The sequence below is a fragment of the Variovorax davisae genome (genome assembly GCF_030316845.1).
GTDB lineage: Bacteria > Pseudomonadota > Gammaproteobacteria > Burkholderiales > Burkholderiaceae_C > Variovorax > Variovorax davisae.
On the sequence record NZ_JASZYS010000004.1, the window covers coordinates 356,009 to 376,093 of the forward strand.

General features: G+C 66.6%; 23 protein-coding genes. 17 read left to right on the forward strand and 6 right to left on the reverse strand.

The window, feature by feature from the left end; genetic code table 11:
* Positions 1 to 173: 173 nt before the first annotated feature.
* From QTI33_RS12080 to QTI33_RS12090, 3 genes are all read left to right on the forward strand, one after another.
* Positions 174 to 710 carry a helix-turn-helix domain-containing protein gene (locus QTI33_RS12080; protein WP_286506334.1) on the forward strand — a complete coding sequence of 179 codons (537 nt, stop codon included), beginning with the start codon at positions 174 to 176 and terminating at the stop codon, positions 708 to 710.
* Between the two features lie 50 nt (positions 711 to 760).
* The gene (locus QTI33_RS12085) at positions 761 to 1,483 is read left to right on the forward strand and encodes a LuxR family transcriptional regulator (RefSeq protein WP_286506190.1); all 723 of its coding nucleotides are present in this window, start codon (positions 761 to 763) and stop codon (positions 1,481 to 1,483) included.
* 107 nt (positions 1,484 to 1,590) lie between these two features.
* Positions 1,591 to 2,196 (forward strand): hypothetical protein, encoded by a 606-nt coding sequence (locus tag QTI33_RS12090; protein ID WP_286506192.1) that lies wholly within the window; start codon positions 1,591 to 1,593, stop codon positions 2,194 to 2,196.
* Positions 2,197 to 2,209: 13 nt separating this feature from the next.
* Here QTI33_RS12090 and QTI33_RS12095 read toward each other — a convergent pair whose 3' ends face one another.
* Entirely contained in the window at positions 2,210 to 3,085 is an 876-nt protein-coding gene (locus QTI33_RS12095; protein ID WP_286506193.1) for a DMT family transporter, read from the reverse strand.
* Complete coding sequence (gene pabB, locus QTI33_RS12100; RefSeq protein ID WP_286506194.1) at positions 3,078 to 5,138, reverse strand: aminodeoxychorismate synthase component I; 2,061 nt, start codon at positions 5,136 to 5,138, stop codon at positions 3,078 to 3,080. Before pabB ends, QTI33_RS12095 begins: the two co-directional genes overlap by 8 nt.
* 197 nt (positions 5,139 to 5,335) lie before the next feature.
* Here pabB and QTI33_RS12105 point away from each other — a divergent pair, with 197 nt between their 5' ends.
* The 9 genes from QTI33_RS12105 to QTI33_RS12145 all read left to right on the forward strand — a co-directional run bounded on the left by QTI33_RS12105 (position 5,336) and on the right by QTI33_RS12145 (position 11,240).
* Positions 5,336 to 6,124 carry an ABC transporter substrate-binding protein gene (locus tag QTI33_RS12105; RefSeq protein ID WP_286506195.1) on the forward strand — a complete coding sequence of 263 codons (789 nt, stop codon included), beginning with the start codon at positions 5,336 to 5,338 and terminating at the stop codon, positions 6,122 to 6,124.
* 2 nt (positions 6,125 to 6,126) lie between these two features.
* Positions 6,127 to 6,792 carry an ABC transporter permease gene (locus QTI33_RS12110; protein WP_286506196.1) on the forward strand — a complete coding sequence of 222 codons (666 nt, stop codon included), beginning with the start codon at positions 6,127 to 6,129 and terminating at the stop codon, positions 6,790 to 6,792.
* Between the two features lie 3 nt (positions 6,793 to 6,795).
* Positions 6,796 to 7,476, forward strand: a complete 681-nt coding sequence (locus tag QTI33_RS12115; protein ID WP_286506197.1) for an ABC transporter permease — start codon at positions 6,796 to 6,798, stop codon at positions 7,474 to 7,476.
* A gap of 16 nt (positions 7,477 to 7,492) precedes the next feature.
* Positions 7,493 to 8,275, forward strand: a complete 783-nt coding sequence (locus QTI33_RS12120) for an amino acid ABC transporter ATP-binding protein (protein WP_353506334.1) — start codon at positions 7,493 to 7,495, stop codon at positions 8,273 to 8,275.
* Positions 8,276 to 8,356: 81 nt separating this feature from the next.
* Positions 8,357 to 8,962, forward strand: a complete 606-nt coding sequence (locus tag QTI33_RS12125) for a chorismate mutase (RefSeq protein ID WP_286506198.1) — start codon at positions 8,357 to 8,359, stop codon at positions 8,960 to 8,962.
* A gap of 245 nt (positions 8,963 to 9,207) precedes the next feature.
* Positions 9,208 to 9,690, forward strand: a complete 483-nt coding sequence (locus QTI33_RS12130) for an Hcp family type VI secretion system effector (RefSeq protein WP_286506199.1) — start codon at positions 9,208 to 9,210, stop codon at positions 9,688 to 9,690.
* Positions 9,691 to 9,699: 9 nt separating this feature from the next.
* Positions 9,700 to 10,332, forward strand: coding sequence for a peptidoglycan recognition protein family protein (locus tag QTI33_RS12135; RefSeq protein WP_286506201.1), 633 nt, complete (start codon positions 9,700 to 9,702; stop codon positions 10,330 to 10,332).
* The gene (locus QTI33_RS12140) at positions 10,326 to 10,742 is read left to right on the forward strand and encodes a hypothetical protein (protein ID WP_286506202.1); all 417 of its coding nucleotides are present in this window, start codon (positions 10,326 to 10,328) and stop codon (positions 10,740 to 10,742) included. The genes QTI33_RS12135 and QTI33_RS12140 overlap by 7 nt, the downstream gene beginning before the upstream one ends.
* A 153-nt stretch (positions 10,743 to 10,895) precedes the next feature.
* A complete protein-coding gene (locus tag QTI33_RS12145) occupies positions 10,896 to 11,240 on the forward strand; it encodes a hypothetical protein (RefSeq protein WP_286506204.1) in 345 nt (114 codons plus the stop codon).
* A 33-nt stretch (positions 11,241 to 11,273) separates the two neighbouring features.
* Here the strand turns inward: QTI33_RS12145 and QTI33_RS12150 are convergent, their stop codons facing one another.
* Both QTI33_RS12150 and QTI33_RS12155 read right to left on the reverse strand, forming a co-directional pair.
* The gene (locus tag QTI33_RS12150; RefSeq protein WP_286506205.1) at positions 11,274 to 12,719 is read right to left on the reverse strand and encodes an MFS transporter; all 1,446 of its coding nucleotides are present in this window, start codon (positions 12,717 to 12,719) and stop codon (positions 11,274 to 11,276) included.
* A 57-nt stretch (positions 12,720 to 12,776) separates the two neighbouring features.
* Complete coding sequence (locus tag QTI33_RS12155; RefSeq protein WP_286506206.1) at positions 12,777 to 13,721, reverse strand: AraC family transcriptional regulator; 945 nt, start codon at positions 13,719 to 13,721, stop codon at positions 12,777 to 12,779.
* Between the two features lie 230 nt (positions 13,722 to 13,951).
* On the opposite strand from QTI33_RS12155, the gene QTI33_RS12160 reads away from it, so the two are divergent.
* Both QTI33_RS12160 and QTI33_RS12165 read left to right on the forward strand, forming a co-directional pair.
* On the forward strand, positions 13,952 to 14,284 hold the full coding sequence (locus tag QTI33_RS12160) for a hypothetical protein (RefSeq protein WP_286506207.1): 333 nt from the start codon (positions 13,952 to 13,954) through the stop codon (positions 14,282 to 14,284).
* A 126-nt stretch (positions 14,285 to 14,410) separates the two neighbouring features.
* Positions 14,411 to 14,782 carry a response regulator gene (locus QTI33_RS12165; RefSeq protein WP_286506209.1) on the forward strand — a complete coding sequence of 124 codons (372 nt, stop codon included), beginning with the start codon at positions 14,411 to 14,413 and terminating at the stop codon, positions 14,780 to 14,782.
* A 23-nt stretch (positions 14,783 to 14,805) separates the two neighbouring features.
* Here the strand turns inward: QTI33_RS12165 and QTI33_RS12170 are convergent, their stop codons facing one another.
* Complete coding sequence (locus QTI33_RS12170; protein WP_286506210.1) at positions 14,806 to 15,555, reverse strand: SDR family oxidoreductase; 750 nt, start codon at positions 15,553 to 15,555, stop codon at positions 14,806 to 14,808.
* A 136-nt stretch (positions 15,556 to 15,691) separates the two neighbouring features.
* Between QTI33_RS12170 and QTI33_RS12175 the strand changes: the two genes are divergently transcribed.
* A complete protein-coding gene (locus tag QTI33_RS12175) occupies positions 15,692 to 16,618 on the forward strand; it encodes a LysR family transcriptional regulator (RefSeq protein ID WP_286506211.1) in 927 nt (308 codons plus the stop codon).
* Here QTI33_RS12175 and QTI33_RS12180 read toward each other — a convergent pair.
* Positions 16,602 to 16,781: a hypothetical protein gene (locus QTI33_RS12180; protein ID WP_286506213.1), complete on the reverse strand. Its 180-nt coding sequence runs from the start codon at positions 16,779 to 16,781 to the stop codon at positions 16,602 to 16,604. The genes QTI33_RS12175 and QTI33_RS12180 overlap by 17 nt on opposite strands.
* 238 nt (positions 16,782 to 17,019) lie before the next feature.
* Between QTI33_RS12180 and QTI33_RS12185 the strand changes: the two genes are divergently transcribed.
* Together QTI33_RS12185 and QTI33_RS12190 are read left to right on the forward strand one after the other, a co-directional pair.
* On the forward strand, positions 17,020 to 19,266 hold the full coding sequence (locus QTI33_RS12185; RefSeq protein ID WP_286506215.1) for a PASTA domain-containing protein: 2,247 nt from the start codon (positions 17,020 to 17,022) through the stop codon (positions 19,264 to 19,266).
* Positions 19,263 to 19,940 (forward strand): hypothetical protein, encoded by a 678-nt coding sequence (locus QTI33_RS12190; RefSeq protein WP_286506217.1) that lies wholly within the window; start codon positions 19,263 to 19,265, stop codon positions 19,938 to 19,940. Before QTI33_RS12185 ends, QTI33_RS12190 begins: the two co-directional genes overlap by 4 nt.
* Positions 19,941 to 20,085 lie beyond the last annotated feature (145 nt).

Below are 20,085 nucleotides of genomic sequence, written 5' to 3' on the forward strand. Positions count from 1 at the left end.
AGGATCGGGCAATGGGTGGCCGCAGGCGGGCCCGGGGTGAGGGCTCCAGGGCGAAGCAGCTTGCTTCTCCATTCCCCACCGCGCGCCCCCTCAGGCTCCCACCTTCGCTCTACCTGCCGACGCCCAAGGTCAAGCCCCAACGCAGCAAACCCGCTGCCCTGGTCGGAACCCAGGTGCACCGCCTGCGCGTGGCTGCGGGAGTCACGGCCGTGGAGCTTACAAAGCGCTCGGGCGTGTCGCGCTCCATGCTCTCGCGCATCGAGAGCGGCCAGGTATCGCCCTCCGTCGAGACCCTGGATCGGCTCGCCAACGCCCTGGACGTTCCGCTGTCGCGGTTCTTCGCCGAGCACCGCTACCGCACCGACTTCAGCCATGTGCCCTCGGGCAAGGGCCTTCGGGTGGAGCGCCTTGGCGCCGTCGCGGACTACCGCTACGAGTTGCTCGGCCATGTGCTCACGGGCAACCTGTTCGTCGAGCCTTACCTGGTCATCCTGGAAGCAGACGCCAAGCCCCAAGTGACTTTTCAGCATCCGGGCCTGAAATTTCTATATCTTCTATCGGGCGCTGTGACCTACCGCTATGGTCCCCGGCGCGTGAAACTCCGCGTCGGCGATTCGCTGCTCTTCGATGCCACCGCGCTGCACGGCATCGAGGACCTCGGCACGCAGCCGGTGTCGTACCTCTCCATCGTCTTCACCTTGCGTGGCTAGGCATGAAGAGATCTCGTGCGGCGTCACCGGCTGCGGCGCGAGGTCCCTGGATGAAAGCCTGGAACGAAGATCTGCTGGACGAACTCGCGCGTGCGAGTGGCGCGCCGGCCCTGTTCGAACGCATCGCCCAGGCGGCGATCGAGCTCGGCTTCGAGCGCTGCGCCTACGTGGTGCGGCTACCGCTGCCGTTCGCCGAGCCCAGGTTTCTGAGCATCGACAACCACGACCCCCGGTGGCGTGCGCGCTACCGCGAAGCGGGCTATGTCCACGTCGACCCCATCGTCCAGCACGGTGTGCGCTCCTGCCGTCCCGTCGTCTGGAGCGACCGGGTGTTCGCGCAAGTGCCCGCGCTCTGGAGCGAGGCGCAATCCTTCGGCCTGCGCGTCGGCTGGTCGCAATCGTGCTTCGACCCGGAGGGCGCGGTCGGCGTGCTTTCACTGGTGCGTTCGCGCGAAGAACTCACGCGGCGTGAACTGGGCGCCAAGGAGCCTTCGCTGCGCTGGCTGGTGAGCGTGGCGCACACCGTGCTGGGCGCCGCGCTTCAAGAGGGAGAAGCCCCCGCCTTTGCCCCGTTGACCGCCCGCGAGCGCGAAGTCCTCCGGTTGATGGCCGACGGCCTCACATCGGCAAAGATCGGCAAGACGCTCGGGATCTCGATCGACACAGCCAACTTTCATATCAAGCGTGCGAACAGGAAGCTGAAGGTGTCGAACCGGACGGCGGCGGTGGCCCGCGCGGTGGTGCTCGGGCTGCTTCGCCACCCGATCGGGTAGGCGTGGGGGGCGAATCCGGACCATTCCACTACAGTGCAAGACTTGTCTGGCGTGCATGGGGCAGAGACGATCCCTGTTGCTCGAACATTGAAGGACGACTGAACGCCATGCTCCGCTTTCTGACACTCGGCCCCAGGGGCAGCAACCACGACTTCGTGCTGCAGCGCTATCTGCAGGCGCATGGGCTTGCCGGCTCGGCGATCGTCGTCTGGATCGACGACTTTCATCATGGCGCGCGCGAGCTGGCCGCGGGCCGGGCGGACTACATGCTGCAGTGCGCAGTCCATCCGGATGCACCGGACATCACCGGCGGCTACCGCAAGTCGCTGTTCGTGGTCGACGCCTTCATATCGCCGAGTCGGCCGATGGCCCTGCTGCGTGCGCGTGCGGCAGACCGCCCACAGCGGCGGGTCGGCGTGCAGCCGGCGACTCGACGCTATGCGGATCTCTCGCCGTGGCCGGTGGTGATCGAGGAGCCTACGGTTTCGGCCGTGGGCGAGGGCTTGCTGGCCGGCAGCTACGAGGCCGGAATCGCCTTCGCCTCCGTTGCCGACGAGCACCCCGAGGCGCTCGAGGTGGTCGAGCACATTGGGGCCGTGTGCGATGCCTGGATGGTGTTCGGCCGCCAACCGCTGGACGAAGGCCGGGCGATTGTCTGGAAAGCCAGTCCGGTGGCGCGCCAATACGCGGCTGCGCTGCGAAGGCCGCGCTGATGAACAAGCGCAGCTAGCCGCGGCTTCTGCTGCTGCAGGCGGTGTACAGGTCCGCGGCGGTGATCAATGCGATGCCGAGTGCAGCCCCCGCCGTGGGTCGCTCGCCCCAGACGAAGTAGCCGAGCAGGAGCGCCCAGAGGACGATGCTGTATCGGAAGGGCGTCACGGCCGAAAGGTCCACGCCCCGGCATGCGGCAATCAGCGCATAGTTGCCGAGCGCGGCACAGATCGCGGCCGCGCAGAGGAGGGCGGTTTCCAGTCTGGCCAGCGGCTGCCAGGCGCCCTGCAACATGGCCATCGCCAGGCCGGCCAGGCAGACGGCCGCGGTGGTCGCCAGCGCGATCAGCACGGAAGGCATGTCCGCGGGCATGGCACGGGTCAACAGGTCCCGCGCCGCCAGCGAGACGGCACAGAGCAGGGCGAGCGCGGCGCCCCAGCCTGGCCAGGCGCTGGCGCCGGAGGGCTGCACGACCAGCAGCACGCCCGCGAACCCGATCGCGGCCGCCAGTACGCGAAGGCCCCGGGGCCTTTCCCAGCCCAGCGCCATCGCGCAGACGGTGATCATCAAAGGCGCCGTCATCATGAACGCGGTGACAGTCGCCAGCGGTGCCAGGGCCAGTGCGGCGACGGAGGTGGCGGCGGTCGTGATTTCAAGCAGCGAGCGCAAGCCGACCACCGGCCTGAGCAGGGTGCGCCAGTTCTTCAGCTCGCCCGCGTGGACGGCAAGCGCCGCGACCATGGCCGTCGCGAACAGACCGCGCACCGCCATGATCTGCCCGGCGCCCAACTGATGCGTGCTCAGTTTCACGCAGGCGTCGTTGAGCGCATAGCACGCCATGGCCATGACCATCAGCAGGATGCCGCGCCGGTTTCGCGCCGCGCTAGCCATGGTCCCGAAGGCCCAGGGCGTCGAGTTGTGCGGCGGCCTTGAGGACGATTTCCTCGACTTCGTCGTCGGGATTCGACAAGGCGACGATGGCGCCCCCGGATCCGATGGACACCTGGCCATCCGCGTAGACGATGGTCCGGATCACGATGTTGAGCCGCGCTGCGCCGTCCATGGAGAGATAGCCGATGCTGCCGGAGTAGACGCCGCGCGCGGCGGGTTCGAGCGCGTCGAGGATCTTCATCGACCTGCGCTTCGGCGCGCCGGTCATCGAGCCGCCGGGGAAGGCATGGCGGATGCAGTCGATCGCGCTCCGGCCGGCGCGCAGCTTGCCGCGGATCGTGCTGACCAGCTGGTGCACGGTCTGGTACGACTCGATGTGGAACAGGGCCGGCACGTGCACGCTGCCGACCTCGCAGACCCGCCCGAGGTCGTTGCGCAGCAGGTCCACGATCATCAGGTTCTCGGAGCGGGTCTTTTCGTCGCCGGCGAGTTGCAAGGCCAGCGCTTCGTCCTCGGCCTCTGTGGCGCCGCGGCGGCAGGTGCCCTTGATGGGCTTCGTCTCGACCTGGCCGTCCGCGGTGATCTGCAGGAACAGCTCGGGGGACGCGCTGAGCACGGCCAGTGCCGGTGTCCGGAGGTACGCGGCATAGGGGGCAGGGTTGCGCGCCCGGAGCCGTTGGTAGACCGCCAGGGTGTCGACGTGGCCGGCGCCGACCAGCTGGTTGGTCAGGCACAGCTCGTAGCTTTCGCCTTGCAGGATCTCCTGCTGGCACTGGACGATGAGTTCACGGTACCTCGCCAGGTCGATCTGCCATGCCGGTTGCGCCAGCCATGCCGGGCGGGCCCCGGCGTCGTTCGCCTTGCAGGGCGTGCAGGCCGACAGCAGCTGTCGCGTCTCGTGCATCCATGCGCAGTTCTCGTCGGACAACGTGTCGCCGTCGAGGCAGACGACCCAGGTCTGCTGCGCCGCGTGGTCGAAGACGATGAAGCGATCCGCCAGGATCCAGACCGCATCGGCCGTGGGCGCGTCGTGGGCATGCTCGCCGTCGAGTTCGCCCTTGAGTTCGTAGCCGAAGTAGCCGACATACCCGGCCTTGAAATCGAAGGGCAGCGTCGACCCGCCGACCGTGTGCCGCTGGATGCGTTCATCCAGGTAGTCGAACACGCTCTGGGTGCGAAGCTCGATGTCCGCGCCGCGGCGGATCTCCAGCCGCTGCAACCGCGATTCGTAGCGGATCACCTCGCTGCCGGGGCCGCTGGCGTCTCCCATGTACGAGAAGCGCGCACCCGGGTGGTCGACCATGCTGCTGTCGAGCCAGACAGACTCGGCACTGGTGGCGAATCGATGGCTGAATATCGCCTCGGGGTCGGGGTAGTCGTCGTAGCACTGCGCATGTATCGCCTGCGCGCCAACCTGTCGATCCGTCGCCCACGGCCTGAGATCCGGGGCCGGATCGTGCGTGGCCCCGCCGCGCTGCCACTGCTCGGTCAGGTCCCTGAAGTTCCTGAGCAATCTGGCGCCGAATTCGGTGCAGATCGATTCCGGATGGAACTGGACGCCCCACCAGGGCTTGTGCGCATGGCGCAGCGCCATCAGCGTTCCGTCGGGCGCCCACGCGAGCGCCTCGAGATGCGCCGGCAGGCGGCTGACCGCGAGCGAGTGGTATCGCACCACGTCGAAGGCGTCCGGAATGCCGCGAAAGAGATCGCGGCCGTCGTGGCTCACGCGGTCGATGCGTCCGTGCATCGGCCGCACCGCCAGGCCCACCGTGGCGCCGCAGTGGTGCGCGATCGCCTGGTGCCCCAGGCACACGCCGAGCACCGGCACCTTGGCATGGCGCAGCACGTCGACGGTGACGCCGAGATCGGCGTCTCGCTGCGGCCGGCCCGGCCCGGGCGAGATGACGATGTTGTCGAAGTCCAGGGCCTGGATCTCGTCCCAGGTGATCGCGTCGTTTCTGGCGACGAAGGGCTCGTGTCCGTTGCACGTCGCCAGGTACTGAAAGAGGTTGTAGGTGAACGAGTCGTGGTTGTCGATCAACAGCGTGCGCATCGGCTTCTCCGGTCGGTGGAAAAGTCGCGATGGTTCGCCTGCAGGGAACTGCGCGCAACTGCCAGAACGGGTGGGCGTGCCATGCATCGCCTGCGATGCATTCACTTTCGGGCAAATGCACTACGGCGGGAAAGTGTCGCCTCCGATGCAAAACGCCCGAACCATATAGGCCCTGGACATACACCGCAAAGGCCTCCATGACCCATTCGAAGACACTCCCGCAGCTCGGCCGCCAGCTGCTCTGCATCCTCGTCGCAGCCGCGGCGACGACAGGCTTTGCACAGGCCCAGCAACCCAACTACCGCATCGCGACCGAGGGCACCTATCCGCCCTGGAGCTTCAAGGACGCCGACGGCAAGCTGCAGGGATGGGACGTCGACATCGCCCATGCGCTCTGCGAGAAGATGAAGGCCAGGTGCGAGATCGTTGCGCAGGACTGGGACGGCATCATCCCCGGCCTGGTCGCCCGGAAGTTCGACATCATCGTGGCCAGCATGGCGATCACCGAGCAGCGCCGGCAGCGGGTCGACTTCTCCGACAAGTACAAGGAGACCATCTCGCGCTTCGTGGCGAAGAAGGGCACGTCCGCCGACATCTCGCCGGCGGCCCTCAAGGGCAAGACCATCGGCGTGCAGCGGGGCTCGATCCAGGCGGGCTACCTGACGCAGAACTACAAGGATTCCGTCCTCAAGTTCTACGACACGCCGCAGGCGGCGGAACTCGATCTGGTCGCCGGGCGCGTCGACTACATCCTGGGCAACATGGTGACCTACTACGTGGGCTTCCTGAAGGGGCCCGAGGCCGCGAACTTCGACTTCGTCGGTCCCGACCTCAAGGGCGGTTTGCTCGGCGACGGCAACGGCATCGCCGTGCGCAAAGGCGACACCGCCATGGTCGACAACGTCAACGCCGCATTGGCTGCCATTCGTGCGGACGGCACCTACGACCGCATCACGGCGAAGTACTTCCCGTTCAAGTTGATGTAGCCATGCTGCAGGGATTCGGCGGTCAACTTCTGCTGGGAACGCTCTCCACGGTCGAGCTCGCCGCGGCTGCGCTGGTGGTGGGCAGCGCCTTCGGCCTGGTCGGCTGCTGGCTGCAACTGCGGCGCCATCGCGTGTTGCGGAGCCTGGGCTACCTGTACGCGGCGATCATCCGCGGGGTGCCGGACTTGCTGGTGGTGTTCGCGGTCTACTTCGGTGGCTCGCTGACGCTGGCGCTCGTCACCGGCGAACACGTCGAGATCAATGCATTCGCCGCCGGGGTGTTCGCGCTGGCCGTCTCCTTCGGCGCGTACGCTGCCGAGATCGCGCGTGGGGCCTTGCTCGCGGTTCCGCGGGGGCAGCGAGAGGCGGCGCGAACGCTCGGCTTGTCCCCGATCCAGGCGCTCTGCACCGTGGTGATTCCGCAGGCAGCCCGGACCGCGCTGGCGCCGTTCGGCAACCAGTCGATCGTGCTGATCAAGCAGACCTCCATCGTCTCGATCGTCGGCTGCGAGGAGCTCATGCGCAAGGCCGCCGAGGCCTCCGGGGCGACACGCCAGCCGTTCACCATGTACCTGGCGGCGGCCTGCATCTACCTCGCCCTGACGGGCATTGCAACCCTGTTGCTCGAGGCGGCGGAGCGCCGGTCCGCGCGACATCTCGGCGTTTGAATCATGTTCGACTTCGGAATCGTCTCGTCATCCCTGCCAAGGCTGGCCGACGGCGCCTTGCTGACCCTCGGCCTCACGGCGCTGGTGGTCGCGCTGGGAACCGTGCTGGCTTTGCCTGTCGCGCTGGCGAGGAACTCGGCGCGCGGCTGGCTGCGCCGGGTCGCCGGCGGCTACATCGCGTTCTTTCGCGGAACGCCGGCGCTCGTGCAGGTCTTCCTTCTCTACTACGGCGCCAGCCAGTTCCAGGCGATCCAGGATTCGTGGCTGTGGGTGGTGCTGCGCGATCCGTTCTGGTGCGTCGTCATTGCCTTGGGCCTGAATTCGGCGTCCTACACCGGCAAGACCCTGGCAGCGGCGCTGGCGGCGGTGCCTCGCGGAGCGAAGGAAGCCGCGTTTTCCCTCGGGCTCGCGAAGCACCAATCCTTCCTGACGGTCGAGATGCCGATCGCGACGCGCACGGCGCTGCCGGCGTTCGGCAACGAGATCATCCTGACGTGCAAGGCGACTTCGCTCGCCAGCACGGTCACGTTGCTTGACCTGACAGGCACTGCGCGCCTGATCAGCGCCGAGACCTATGCACCCTACGAAGTGTTCATCAGTGCCGGCCTGGTCTACCTGGCCATTAACTACGGCCTCATGTTTGTGTTTCGCAAGGTCGAAACCAATTTCAGATACGCGTACTAGTTGCGGAGGTCTCAGCATGAAGATGATGGCCAGCCCCTTGGCCTGGGAAGACAGCACCACGGCTGCCGCATCCGCGGTCGTGGCCGTACGTGGGCTCTCGAAGCACTTCGGCGCCCACCAGGTGCTGAAGGACATCGACCTCGATGTGCAGGCGTCACAGCGGATCGTGATCTGCGGACCATCCGGTTCGGGCAAGTCGACGCTCGCCCGATGCATCAACGGACTGGAGCCGTATCAGGCCGGCGAGGTGCTTGTCAACGGCATCCGAATCTCCCCCGAGGCTGCTCATGTCGACCTCGTGCGAGCCAACGTCGGCATGGTGTTCCAGCAGTTCAATCTGTTCCCGCACCTGACCGTGTTGGAGAACTGCACGCTCGCGCAGACCTGGGTGCGCCGCCGCCCGAAGGCCGATGCGAAGGCGGTCGCGCTCGCGCACCTGGAGCGCGTGAGGTTGGCTGACAAGGCCGAGGCCTATCCGGCGCAGCTCTCCGGCGGCCAGCAGCAACGGGTGGCCATCGCGCGGGCGTTGTGCCTGGACCCATCGGTCATGTTGTTCGACGAGGCGACATCGGCGCTTGATCCGGAGATGGTCAAGGAAGTGCTCGAAACGATGATCGCGCTCGCGCGCGACGGCATGACCATGGTGTGCATCACGCACGAGATGGGCTTCGCCCGTGCGGTCGCGGACAAGGTCGTGTTCATGGAAGACGGCCGCATCGCGGAGAACGCGACGCCGGACGCGTTCTTCGGCAAGGGGTCGAGCGCTCGGGTCAGGAATTTTCTTCGGCAGATTGTCTAGCGGTCGGATTGACGTGTTGATCGGCAGGGCTGAACGTTCATCGAGAACAAGCGGGAGGCATAGGTGATGGCATTCGGAACCATGAAATTGAAGGTCGATCTTTCGAGGCCGCGTCGACTCTTCGCGGGCGTCCTTATTGGCGCAATGGGCGGCCTGGCGTCAGTGGGTGCTGTTTGCGCAGCGACCGTCCAGGCGCAGGACTTTTCGAGGCTGGTCGAGTTGAGCGCGAAGCGCCTGGATATCTCCCGTCAGGTCGCGCTGACGAAATGGGATTCGAAGCTGTCGGTGGCCGATCCACCGAACGATCCGCGCGAGAAGCAGGTCATCGATGCGGCGACCTCGGAAGCGCGCGACAAGGGCCTTCCGGGCGAGCTGGCCTCGGCCTTCTTCGCAGACCAGATCGAAGCGAGCAAGCTGGTTCAGTTCGTCCTCATGGCCGACTGGCGGCGCAGCGGCAGCGTGCCGGCGGATCGCCGCGCGGACCTGAAGACCGAGCTCCGCCCCGCGCTGGATCGGCTGCGGACGCAGTTCATCGAAGAGCTGGTGGCGACGCAGACGCTTCGAGCCGATCCTGCTTGCAAGCTGCAGCTGGCCAGGGCGGCTGGGGAACATGGCGAACGCCATCGGCTGGCGCCGCTCTATCGGATCGGGCTCGATCGGGGGCTGGCGCGGGTTTGCGGGGATTGATGGATCTTGGCAGAAACGCGGCCTCATGTGGACCTGTCGTCGTGGCCCTCCGTCGTGCATGAGTCGCCGTACTCGCACGTCGAGGTGGTGCGCGGTGGCCGCAGCCACGCAAGGCACTTTCAGAAGCAGTTCCAGATGGCGCAGACGTTTCCCATGGCTCTTGCGTTTGCGATAGGCGCTAATCCTCAAGGCGCCGCGTTGTCACGGGCCCTGGAACTGCCTGATTCATTCTGGAGGAGGCTGCATTGGCCCAAGACATTTTTCTGAAGTTGACCGGGATCAACGGTGAGTCGCAAGACGCCACCCACAAGAGCGAAATTGAGGTACTGGATTGGGAGTGGGAGGTCACTCAGGCGTCCAGCATGCACTCCGGCAGTGGAGGCGGGGCGGGCAAGGCCACCGTGCATGACCTCTCCTTCGATCACTACGTGGACCGTTCGAGCCCCAACCTGATGCAGTACTGCCTGACCGGAAAACACGTCGACACGGCCACGCTCGTCGTGAGAAAGGCAGGCGAGAAGCCGCTTGAATTTCTGAAGATCACGATGAGCGATGTGATCGTGACTCAGGTTGCCCCCAGCCTCAAGTCCACCATGCGGCAGGCAAGAGAGACGGTCAGCCTCGCATTCGCACGAGTGAAGCAGGAGTACACCATCCAGAACCAGCAGGGTGGCTCCGGCGGCACGGTGTCGATGAGCTTCGACATCCAGAAGAACACCGAAACATAAGGGGGCGGCATGAGTCTCTATATCGATCGCGTCGGAATCGTTGACGCCGAACGGATCAAGGTCAAGATCTTCCCGCTCATCGAGCGTGGAACGTTGGGCGCGGTGAATGGCATCGTGGTTCACCAGACGGGTGGGTCCACGGCGATGAGCTCCTTCAATTCGTACTCAAAAATGGATCGCAACGGTGGCGCTCCCAATGGCGCTCATTTTCTGATTGAAAAGGATGGACAAATCTACCAAACGGCCTCTCTCTTCAGAGTCACCAACCACGTCGGGTTTTTGCAGTCCAGGTGCGTGATCACGCAAAAATGTACGCCAACTGAGTTGAAAAGGTCGATGGCCCTGGAGAGGATCAAGGGCAACAATGCCAAGGCAAGGGCAGTTCACTCGAACGAGGAGCGGAAGAAGTGGCCCGAAAGATACCCTTCGAATGCCGATGCCATCGGGATTGAACTCGTTGGCGAGGCGCAAGGCAAGGAAGGCAAGGAAGTGTTTTTGCCGGTCACGGCGCAGCAGACTTCTTCCCTGCAATGGCTGATCAGGGAGTTGGTCGAAACGTTCAATGTATCGATGCAAGAAGTTTATCGACACCCTTCGATTGGGCGGAAGAACGAATCCGAGGCACGGACGGCCACATGGTAGTAAGACTGATCATCGCGGTAGTCGCACTCGCCTTCGCCTGTCAGGCGAGTGCTCGGACGATCCAGAAGGTAGTTGTCCTGGAGACAGGCCTTAACAAGAATCCCGATGAGTACGGCCTGTCCGAGGCTTGCAAAAAGTTCAGGCCGACCGCGCGCCAAGTCAAAGATTTTTTCACCAAGGCGTATATCGTCCCGCATCGCTTCAGCCTACATGAGCGCTATGCACCCTGCTATGCAACGGGCACCCTGGAGTTCAGTGACTTCGGGAAGGTCGAATGGGTCGTTTCGTCAGGCGGCACGGGCTCAATCTCGTGGGATGAAGGCGAGCATGTGTTCCTGTACTACAGGGGCTACAAGTGGCTCGACCCCACCGCATGCACCTATGGGTTGGGCGACGTCTTGGACTGCTGAACCGGCCGCGCAAGAAACCTACAGGCACCCTGATATTGCGCGGAACAACGTGACTGAGGCGAAGACGGCCAAATGGCAATAGGCAGATTGATCGTGGCAGTAGCCGTACTTTTCTTTGCTTGCCAAGCGGACGCTCGGACCATCCGGAAGGTCGTGATCCTCGAAACTGGCCTGAATTCGTATCCTGGAGAGGCCGGACTGACAGAGGCTTGCAAAAAGTTCAAACCGACCGCGAGCCAGATCAAGGATTTTTTCAGCAAAGCGTATCCGGTCCCTGGCAGGTTCGGCGCGCATGAGCGATACGCGTCCTGCTATGCCTCAGGCACCATGGTATTCAGCGACTTCGGCAAGGTTTCCTGGGGTCTGACGTCGGGCGGCACGGCCACCTACACGTTCGATGACGGCCACGACGATACCGTTCAGCTGTACTACAGGGGCTACAAGTGGTTCGACCCTACGGCTTGCGAGTACGGAGACGGAGAGGTCAAGGTGTGCTGAGTGGCAGGAGCGCTGCATCGAGCCCGCGGACAATCAATCTCTACGGGACATGGTCGTCGGCTCGCGTCCCGTCCCGCCGCGTCGCAGTATCAAGCTGATCAGCAGGCCCACCGTCGCAACGGCCGCGACGACCCCACCCAGCAGGAACGCCATCTTGTAGCCGTTCATCAGTTCGGCGGCGGTCGGGATCTGTCCGGTGCCCGCCAGATGGGCGGCATAGAAGTTCGCCGTCGAGATCATGGCGGCCAGGCCGATCACCGCACCGAACTGCTGGAAGGTGTTCAGCAGCCCCGAGGTCAGCCCCTCTTCGCCGATCCTGGCGTTCTGCGCGCCCAGTATGTTCGTCGTGATGGCGATGACCGGAAGGCCGACGCCTACCAGCAATGTCGGCCCGAGGATGTCGACCCAGTACACGCTGTTCATCCCGGCGAGGGATAGCCACGCCATGCCGACGGTCACGAGCGCGAATCCCGCCGTCAGGGATTCGCGAGCGCCATAGCGCAGCCAACGTCCGGCGTTCGTCGCCGTCAGGATCACGATGGCGCACAGCGGAAGAAAGGCCGAACCCGACGCGAGCGGACTGAAGTGCAGGATGGCCTGCAGGTAGAGGTTGCCGATGAAGAACATCGGAAAGATCACGATCTGCCCGATGCCGGCGTACAGCAGCGCCTCCATCAGGCCGCTATTGCGCCAGGTCGCAGGCGGAATCAAGCTGTGGGCAATGGCTTGCTGCCGCAGCAGGAATCCACCCAGCAACGCCAGCCCGGCGATCACCGCGACCCAAAGCGCACGGGCATCGCTGGAGGTTTCGCCGAACTGCACGATGCCCCACGCGAGCAACGTCTGGCCTCCAATCAAAAGAAGTCCGCCAAGTCCGTCTGCTCGTCCCTGATGCACGCCCTTGTCAAACCTGGCGAACACCGAGAATGAGTAGAGCAGGAGCGACGCCGGAATCAGCACGCTGATCCAGAAGGTCGACCGCCAGCCAATCCACGCGGTCAGTGCGCCTCCCAGGAAGGTGCCCAACGCGCCTCCGAGGCCGCCCATCGCTGCCATCAACCCCAGCGCCTTGTAGCGCTGCTCGCCCTCGAAGGCGGCGAGGATCAAGGCCAGGCTGGCCGCCGCGGAGAACGCGGATCCAAGCCCCTGGATCGCACGCCCCGCGATCAGCACCTCGGGCGACCGGGCCAGCGCCGACACGGCGGAGCCGACAACGAGCACCACCAGGCCGGCCTGGAAGACCCGCGTGCGGCCCAGGAGGTCCGCCATCCTGCCGGACACCAGCAGGGCGCCGCCGAAGACGGTCAGATAGGCGTTCGCGATCCAGGACTGGCCGGTCTCGGAGAAGCGCAGTTCTCCCGCGATGGTCGGCACGATCACGTTGACGATCGAGGCGTCCACGATCAACAGAAGTTGCGTGGTGGCCAGGAGAAACATCAAGCCTTTGAACGGCTCTGTGGTGGGGGTTGTGGGGGACACGGTGGACTCCAGAAAGAAACTGCAGCCGAGGCTAGAGACCACCCCCCAATTCCTCAACTAACCGGCGTCTTGAACTTGATAGGAATCGTCCAGCGCAAGGCCTTGCAACGACCGGGTCGAACGAAGCGCGAGGTACAGCCCCACCGCGCTTTCATAGCCGACCCGGTGCGCGATCTCCTCCCGGCTGAGTCGGGTCGTCCTCATGAGCGCCTGCGCGTTCGCCACGCGCACCTTCGAGAGATACCGACCCGGTGCGCAGCCGGTCGCCTGGCGGAACGCGAGGCTGAAGGCCGACCTCGACATGCCGGCGGACGACGCGATGCGTGCGACTGTCGGGCGTTCCTTGTATTTCGCGTGCATGTACAGCAGCGCGTTCGCGATACGAGGATCCCGCAGGGCGCGGCGCATGGGCGTCGTTGCCGATTCGACATCGAGCGCCATCCGGAGGCCCAGCACATAGATCAGCTCCAGCCCGCGCAGCAGGGCGAAGCTGCGCCCCTCCTGAAAGTCCGCCACTTCACGCAGCAGTCCGTGGATCGTGCCTTGAAGGAGCGGCTCGCGCTCGATCTGATGCCTGCGGATGACGACGATTTCCGGCAGCACCTTGTACAGGGGTGTCGACGAATGGCTGCCGGCATGCAGGCCGGCGCACAGGAACGACGCAGAACCATCGGCGCCTGGCATGTCCACCCTGGCGAATCTTCCTTGGCTCCGACTCGGAAGAACCTGCTCGAGCGGCACGGAAACCGCCGATGCGGTGCTGCCGATCCGATGGGCGCCGCCATGCGGGAAGATGGCCAGGTCGCCTTGGTGCAGTGGGATGGCGTCCGGCTGCCCGATGTCGATCGCCATCGTTCCCTCTTCGACGTAGTGGATCAGCGCACAGGACTCGCGCGGCCCCGAGAAGGACCATTCGCCCCCGGCTCGCCATGCGCTGACGAAAGCGCCCTCCAGGCGCAGCGGCTCGACGATCATCGAGAAAAGGTCCTCGGTCACTGGCATGGCACTCTCCGGTTCGTGGTTCGGGCTGCGCGTCTGGAGCCCGGGGCGCACAGACTAGGGGTGGCTGCGTGCAGTGGGGTCCGCGACGTGCGTGCGAGATTTCTGCTTTCTCGACGCGCGCGACCGGTCGCCGGAATCACCCCAGCCGCCGCCTGGGCCGGCTTCTGCCGTACATTCGGACTCCGCTGGGGCACGGCCGCGGCCGTCACCGGCCACATCGAGGAGTGAACATGGGCAAGACCGACCAGGCTGAACCGGCATCCGCCTCGACCATCGAAGAAGCGCTGGACAAGAACAAGAACGCCACCGAGGAGGTCAAGAAGGTTGCCGATGATCTCCTGGTCGTGCATACGGTCCTCAAGGAAGAACTGTCCCAGGACAGCCGCGCCGAGGTGGTCGACCGCGCGGTGGAGCAAGCCGGCGAGCTGGAGAAGCGGTTGACCCGATCGGCGGAACTGCTTGACGCAGTCAACGAATCCCTGGAGCAGGTCGCCCAGGGGGGCGACGGTTCCGCCGGAGGTTCCGACCGGACTCCACCGACACAGGCTGCGCCTCGCCACTGAGCCGAAGCCATCCATCGCGCGTACAAGCTGTCGACCTACAAGCGGGTGGGTGCGGTCTCTGCGTTAATCACTGACGCTAGCAGGCCCCCGTGGCAATTCCCAACCCAGCGCCTCTGGCGTTCCACGATGCCGCTCAGAACCATCCTCATCGAGGACAGCGAGACGATTCGCGAAAACCTCATTCCGACGTTGGCGGAGATGGCCGACGCGCAGGTGATCGCGGTCGCCGAGACGGCCTCGCAGGCGGTCGACGCACTGGAACGGCACAGGCAGGAATGGGACCTGGCCGTGGTGGACCTTTTCCTCAAGGAAGGCTCCGGGATGAGCGTCCTGCGGGCCGCGCGGGACCGGTCGCCGCACCAGCACATGCTGGTGCTGACGAACTATCCCACGCAAGAGATCCGGAGAAGGTGTCGAGACCTCGGCGCGGATGGCGTCTTCGACAAGTCCACCGAACTCGAAGCCTTCTTCGATCTCTGCCGCGCCTATGGCGTCTAGCCGGCCACCGCCCGCGTCCCGTCTCAGAGGTTGCTCATCCCGCCATCGATCACCAGCTCGCTGCCGACGGTGAACTTCGACTCGTCCGAGGCCAGGAAGACCACCGCCTTGGCGATCTCCGAAGGCTCGCCGAAGCGGCCGGCCGGGATCTGGCCGAGGATGGCGCCGGCCATCTTGTCGAGGTCGGCCGCGGGCAGGCCCAGCTTGCCGTAGAGCGGCGTCGAGATCGGGCCCGGGCTGACCGCGTTGACGCGGATGCCGCGGCCGATCAGCTCGCCCGACAGCGTGCGTGCCAGCGTGATCAGGCCGCCCTTGGTGGCCGCGTAGACGCTGGAGTTGGGCATGCCCACGCGGGCGTTGATCGAGGTGTTCAGCACGATCGATGCGGGGTTGGCCAGGATCGGCAGCAGCGCCTGCACCAGGAAGAGCGGGCCCTTGAGGTTGACCGCGATCGAGCGGTCGAAGCCGGCCTCGTCCCATTGTTCGAGCGGCCGGAAATCGGCCACGCCCGCGTTGATGAAGACCGCATCGATCTGGCCGAAGGATTCCTTCAGCGCCTGGGCGAGGTGCTGCTGGTCCGCCACGCTGCCGGCATCGACGCGCAGGATCAGCGCTTCCTTGCCGAGTTCGGCGCGGGCCCGCTCGATGGTCTCGGGGTTGCTGCCCGTGACCGCCACGCGGGCGCCTTCGGCGATGAACTGGCGCGCTGTTTCGAGGCCGATGCCGCTGGTGCCGCCGGTGACCAGTGCGCGCTTGCCATTGAGTCTGTTCATGATGCTTCCTTCAGTTTCGAGTGGTTGATGCGGCACGGTGTCGTGCCGTGAGATGAACTGTAGGGTTCATCTTCCTTGAGATAAATAGCCTCGGCAAGCACAATTCATTCAGTTTTTATGAATCAAGGAGACGCCGATGGACCGTCTGCGCGCCTTCGAGGTGTTCGTCGCGGTGGTCGCCAGGCAGGGTTTCGCGCGCGCGGCGGAGGCGCTCGACACCTCGCCCGCCAACGTGACGCGCTACGTCGCCGAGCTCGAAACCCACCTCGGCACGCGGCTGCTCAATCGCCACTCGCGCAAGCTCTCGCTCACCGACAGCGGGCAGGCGCTCTACGAGCGGGCGCGCAGCATCCTCGACGAGGTGGCCGAGGCCGAGGCGCTCAGTGCCTCGAACACGCTGCAGCCGCGCGGGCGGCTGCGGGTCAATGCGCCGGTGAGCTTCGGCATCTTGCACCTGGCGCCGCTGTGGCCCAGGTTCCTGAAGAAGTACCCCGAGGTGGAGCTCGAGGTGTCGCTGATCGACCGCGTGGTCGACCTGGTGGAAGAGGGCTTCGACCTCGGCATCCGGATCTCGCGCGCCGGCTCGACCGCGCACATCGCACGCAAGCTGGCCGTGTCGCGCAACATCGTCTGCGCCGCGCCGGGCTACCTGCGCCAACACGGCCGGCCGAAGTCGCCGGCCGACCTGGCCGACCACGCCTGCATCGGCTACACCTTCTCGGCCACCGGGGACGACTGGCACCTGTTCGATGCCCACGGGCTGGAGCATGTGGTGAAGGTGCCGTCGGTCATGCGCGCCAACAACGGCGACACGGCGCGCGCCGCCGCGCTGGCGGGCGTGGGCGTGATCTGGCAGCCGAGCTTCCTGGTCGGCGACGACCTGCGCGCGGGGCGGCTGGTGCCACTCTTGCCCGGCTACCGCATGGCGGACATCGACATCCTCGCGGTGTACCCGAGCCGGCGCCACCTGAGCGCCAAGGTGCGCGTGATGATCGATTTCCTGGCCGACGCCTTCAAGGGCACGCCGCCCTGGGATCGCGCGGCCGCTAGCGGGTCCCGATGATCAGGCAGATCGCCAGCACCGCGACCAGGCCGGCGAGCAGGAACCCGATCACCCGTTCCTTCGAACGCGACGGCGCCCTGGGGGCATGCGTCTGGTCGGCCCGGTTCAAGGACGCGAAGCTGCTGAAGCTCTGGGTTTGGGAGTCGGCAGATGGACGTGACATGTAGGTCATTGTGCCTACTCTCTGGGGGCGGCCCAAGGAACTAATGCACGCTTGGGTACGGGTCGAGGAGATCGTGCCGCGATGCGGCAACGGCGCAGCGGCCGTCGCGCAGCCCCCCCCGTCGTGATGATGGCCGTCCGGCGGAGCCCGATGCGCCGAATGGCCAATGGACAGCCATCGCGCGGGCTGGGACCATCCTCCTGCACGCACACCGTGCGTGCGGTCGAGGAGGTGCTCCATGTGCGAACGCCCGTCGGGCCGATCGCCCGCCAACGCCTTGGCCCAGGCCCTGGTGTGGTTCGCGTTGGGGATGGGCGCTTCGTGGGCGCAGGACGCGCCGGTGCAGACCATCGATCGATCGAGGCTGCTGCAGAAGCGGGTGCCGGCGCCGACGCCAACCGACACGAAGCCGCAAGTCCCGGCGCAGGCCGCCACGCGGGCACCGACGCCGGCGACGCCGGATCCGGCCCCGCCTGCCGGCCAGGCGCCGCCGCAGCGCCCTTCGGACCGGGACCGGTTCAACAAGGCCCTGGCGGCGGCCGCTGCCGCTGCTGCCGCCGCCGCGGCCGCCGAGCGCGCAAGGGCTTCCGATCCTGCCAGCCCGCCGCGGCAGCCGACCCCCGAACGACCGACCCCGCGCACGCCGGACCCGCCGGCGCGGGTGACGGTGACGGTGCCCGACGTGACCGCCATGCCGGCCCTGGCTGCCGTCCAGCGACTCGGGCAGGCCGGATTCCCGCCGCGGCCCGAGGGAGGCACCGTGGACCGATGGCACTGGGTCGAAGCGCAGGCGCCGCGTGCGGGCACCCAGGTGCCGCCGCAGACGCCGGTGCGCATCCGGCTGCTGCCGCGCTATCGGGTGCCGGACCTGGCCGGCCAGGCCTGCGTCGACGCGCGCCAGGCGGTCCTGAACGCGGGCCTGGCGCAGTTCCAGTGCGAGGTGGTCGCCGGCCCCGGCACGCTGCCTTCCGGCCGCATCTACAGCCAGTCGCCGGGGCCCGGCACCGTGTTGAACGAGCAGCGGCCCGTGCAGGCGCGGCAGCAACCGGTGCAGGTGCTGGTGCCGGACGTCGTCGGCATGCCCGAGGCCCAGGCCGCGGCCGCCGTGGGCCAGCGCAACCTGAAGGCGTCGATGTCCGGCCCGCCCGCGAGCACCGGCCGGCAGGTGGCGAGCCAGTCGCCGCAGGCCGGCGCACCGGCCCTGCCGGGCAGCAGCGTGAGCCTGACGCTGGCCTTGGTCGTGCCGCCGTTCAACGGCCTCGACTGCGAAGCGGCGCGCACCCGTGCGCGTGCCCATGGCTTCGATGCCTTCGGCTGCGAGGTGCGATTCGCGGGCGCCTCGCAGCCCCTGCACCGGGTCTTCGAGCAGGTGCCCAGGGCCGGCGCCGTGCTCGCTTCGCCGCAGCCGGTGCAGGTGGCGGTCGCCAAGGCGGTACAGGTGCCGAACGTCGTCGGCCTCGGGCTCGGCAACGCGCTGGCCGCGCTCGACGGCGCCACGCTGCAGGGCCGCCCCGACGGCAGCGACGGCGATCGCGACGTGCGCACGCAGCGCCCGGCGGCGGGCAGCGAAGCGCCGCCGCACAGCGCGGTGGAACTGGCGACGCAGCGCTTCGAGAAGGTGCCCTCGGTGGTCGGCCTGTGGCTGTCGGATGCGAAGGCCCGGCTCCAGACCGCGGGGCTCGCGGACAAGCCCGACCATTCCGACCGCCCCGCCGCGCGCAAGGTCGACGACCAGCAGCCGCCGGCGGGCCAGCGCGTCGCCGCGGACAGCGCCGTCGCGCTGGCCACCCATGTCGAGGTCGTGGTGCCGGACGTGCTGCTGAAAAGGCTGCCCGCGGCCATGGCGACGCTGACGCAGGGCGGCCTGCTGCCCAGGCCCGACCGGGAGGACCGCGACCCGGACCGCGACCCGGATCGCGAGGTGCGCTCCCAGACGCCGGCAGCGGGCACCTTCGTGCGCGAGAACAGCGAAGTGGCGCTCGCCACCATGCGGCTGGTCGTGGTGCCGGCCGTCGTCGGCCAGACCTGCGACAGCGCCATGCAGAAGGCGCGCGACCAGGGCATCGCGTTCCGGTGCAAGGTCGACAGCCTGCTGCCGGTGACACTGGGGCAGCCGGTGGTCACGTCGCAGCCGGGCTTCGACAGGCCGGTCGACCAGGACACCCTGATCGAAGTGCTGGCCCGGCCGCCATGGTGGTCCACGCCGGCGCTGCTGGCGATGCTGGTGTCGGGCATCGGCGGGCTGGGCTGGGGCGGCCGGCGCTGGATCCGGTGGCGGCCGATCCCGGTGCCGCCGACCCCACCCGCACCGACGCTGTATTGGCGGCTCGCGCCCGACATCGCGCCGGCGCTCAGCCTGCACCTGGGCGGCGCCGATGGCCGCGGCGGGCGGGATCGCGAGTCGGCCATGGGCTGGCGCGTGGCGGGCGGCGAGCCGCTCGTGTGCCTGCGAGGCTTGCAACCACTGGCGGGAGAACCGACATGAGCGTCGTCGAACTGAAGAGCGACCAGCCCCTGCACCAGCTGCTTGCGCTGGTCGACACCGGCGAGGGCGTGAAGGAAGTGCGCCGCCTGGCGGCCCTGAGCGTGGGCAACGTCGATGCCAAGGGCGCCTCGATCCTCGGCAGGACGGTGGCCGACTGGGCGACGGCAGACCTCGAAGAGGAAATCGAGAAAGCCTTTTCTCCCGACCCATTCGCCTTGATGGCCAAGGCCTGGGCGCAGGTGCGCGAGGTGCGCAAGGCGATCGACGCCAGCCGCGGCCCGCCGCCGAAGGCGCAGACGGTGGCGCTGCTCAAGCACGAGATCGAAGCCAAGATGGAGCCGAGGCTGGTGCTCAACGTGACCGGCGTCGACTGGTGCGACGTCAAGCTGGCGCTGGCGCTGAAGATGAGTTTCGAATCGGTGCAGATCGAACTGAACGACGGCCACATCAGCGCACTGAAGCTGGGCAACCCGAGCGGCAGCATCAGCCTGAAGTGCGCCGGCCAGGAGGTGGCGGCCTTCAAGCGCGAGCTCAAGATCGCCCAGGCCTACAAGTTCGCGGCGCCGGTGCCGATGCCGGCGGCCGCACCCGAAACGGTGGCGCTTGCTGAAGTGCCGGCGGTGTCGCCATCCGCTGCGCCACTCGTCGGTCATGGCGTCCCGATCATTGCATGAAGAAACTGAGTCGGTATATTTAGACATTTCCTACTTCTTAATTAGAAGTAAACACTTGGCGCGCAATGCGTCGGTGTGATTGACCGACCAGGTCAATGCAATGAAGCGCAGTCGGCAGTGAATGAAGCTGCCATTCGACGCGCAA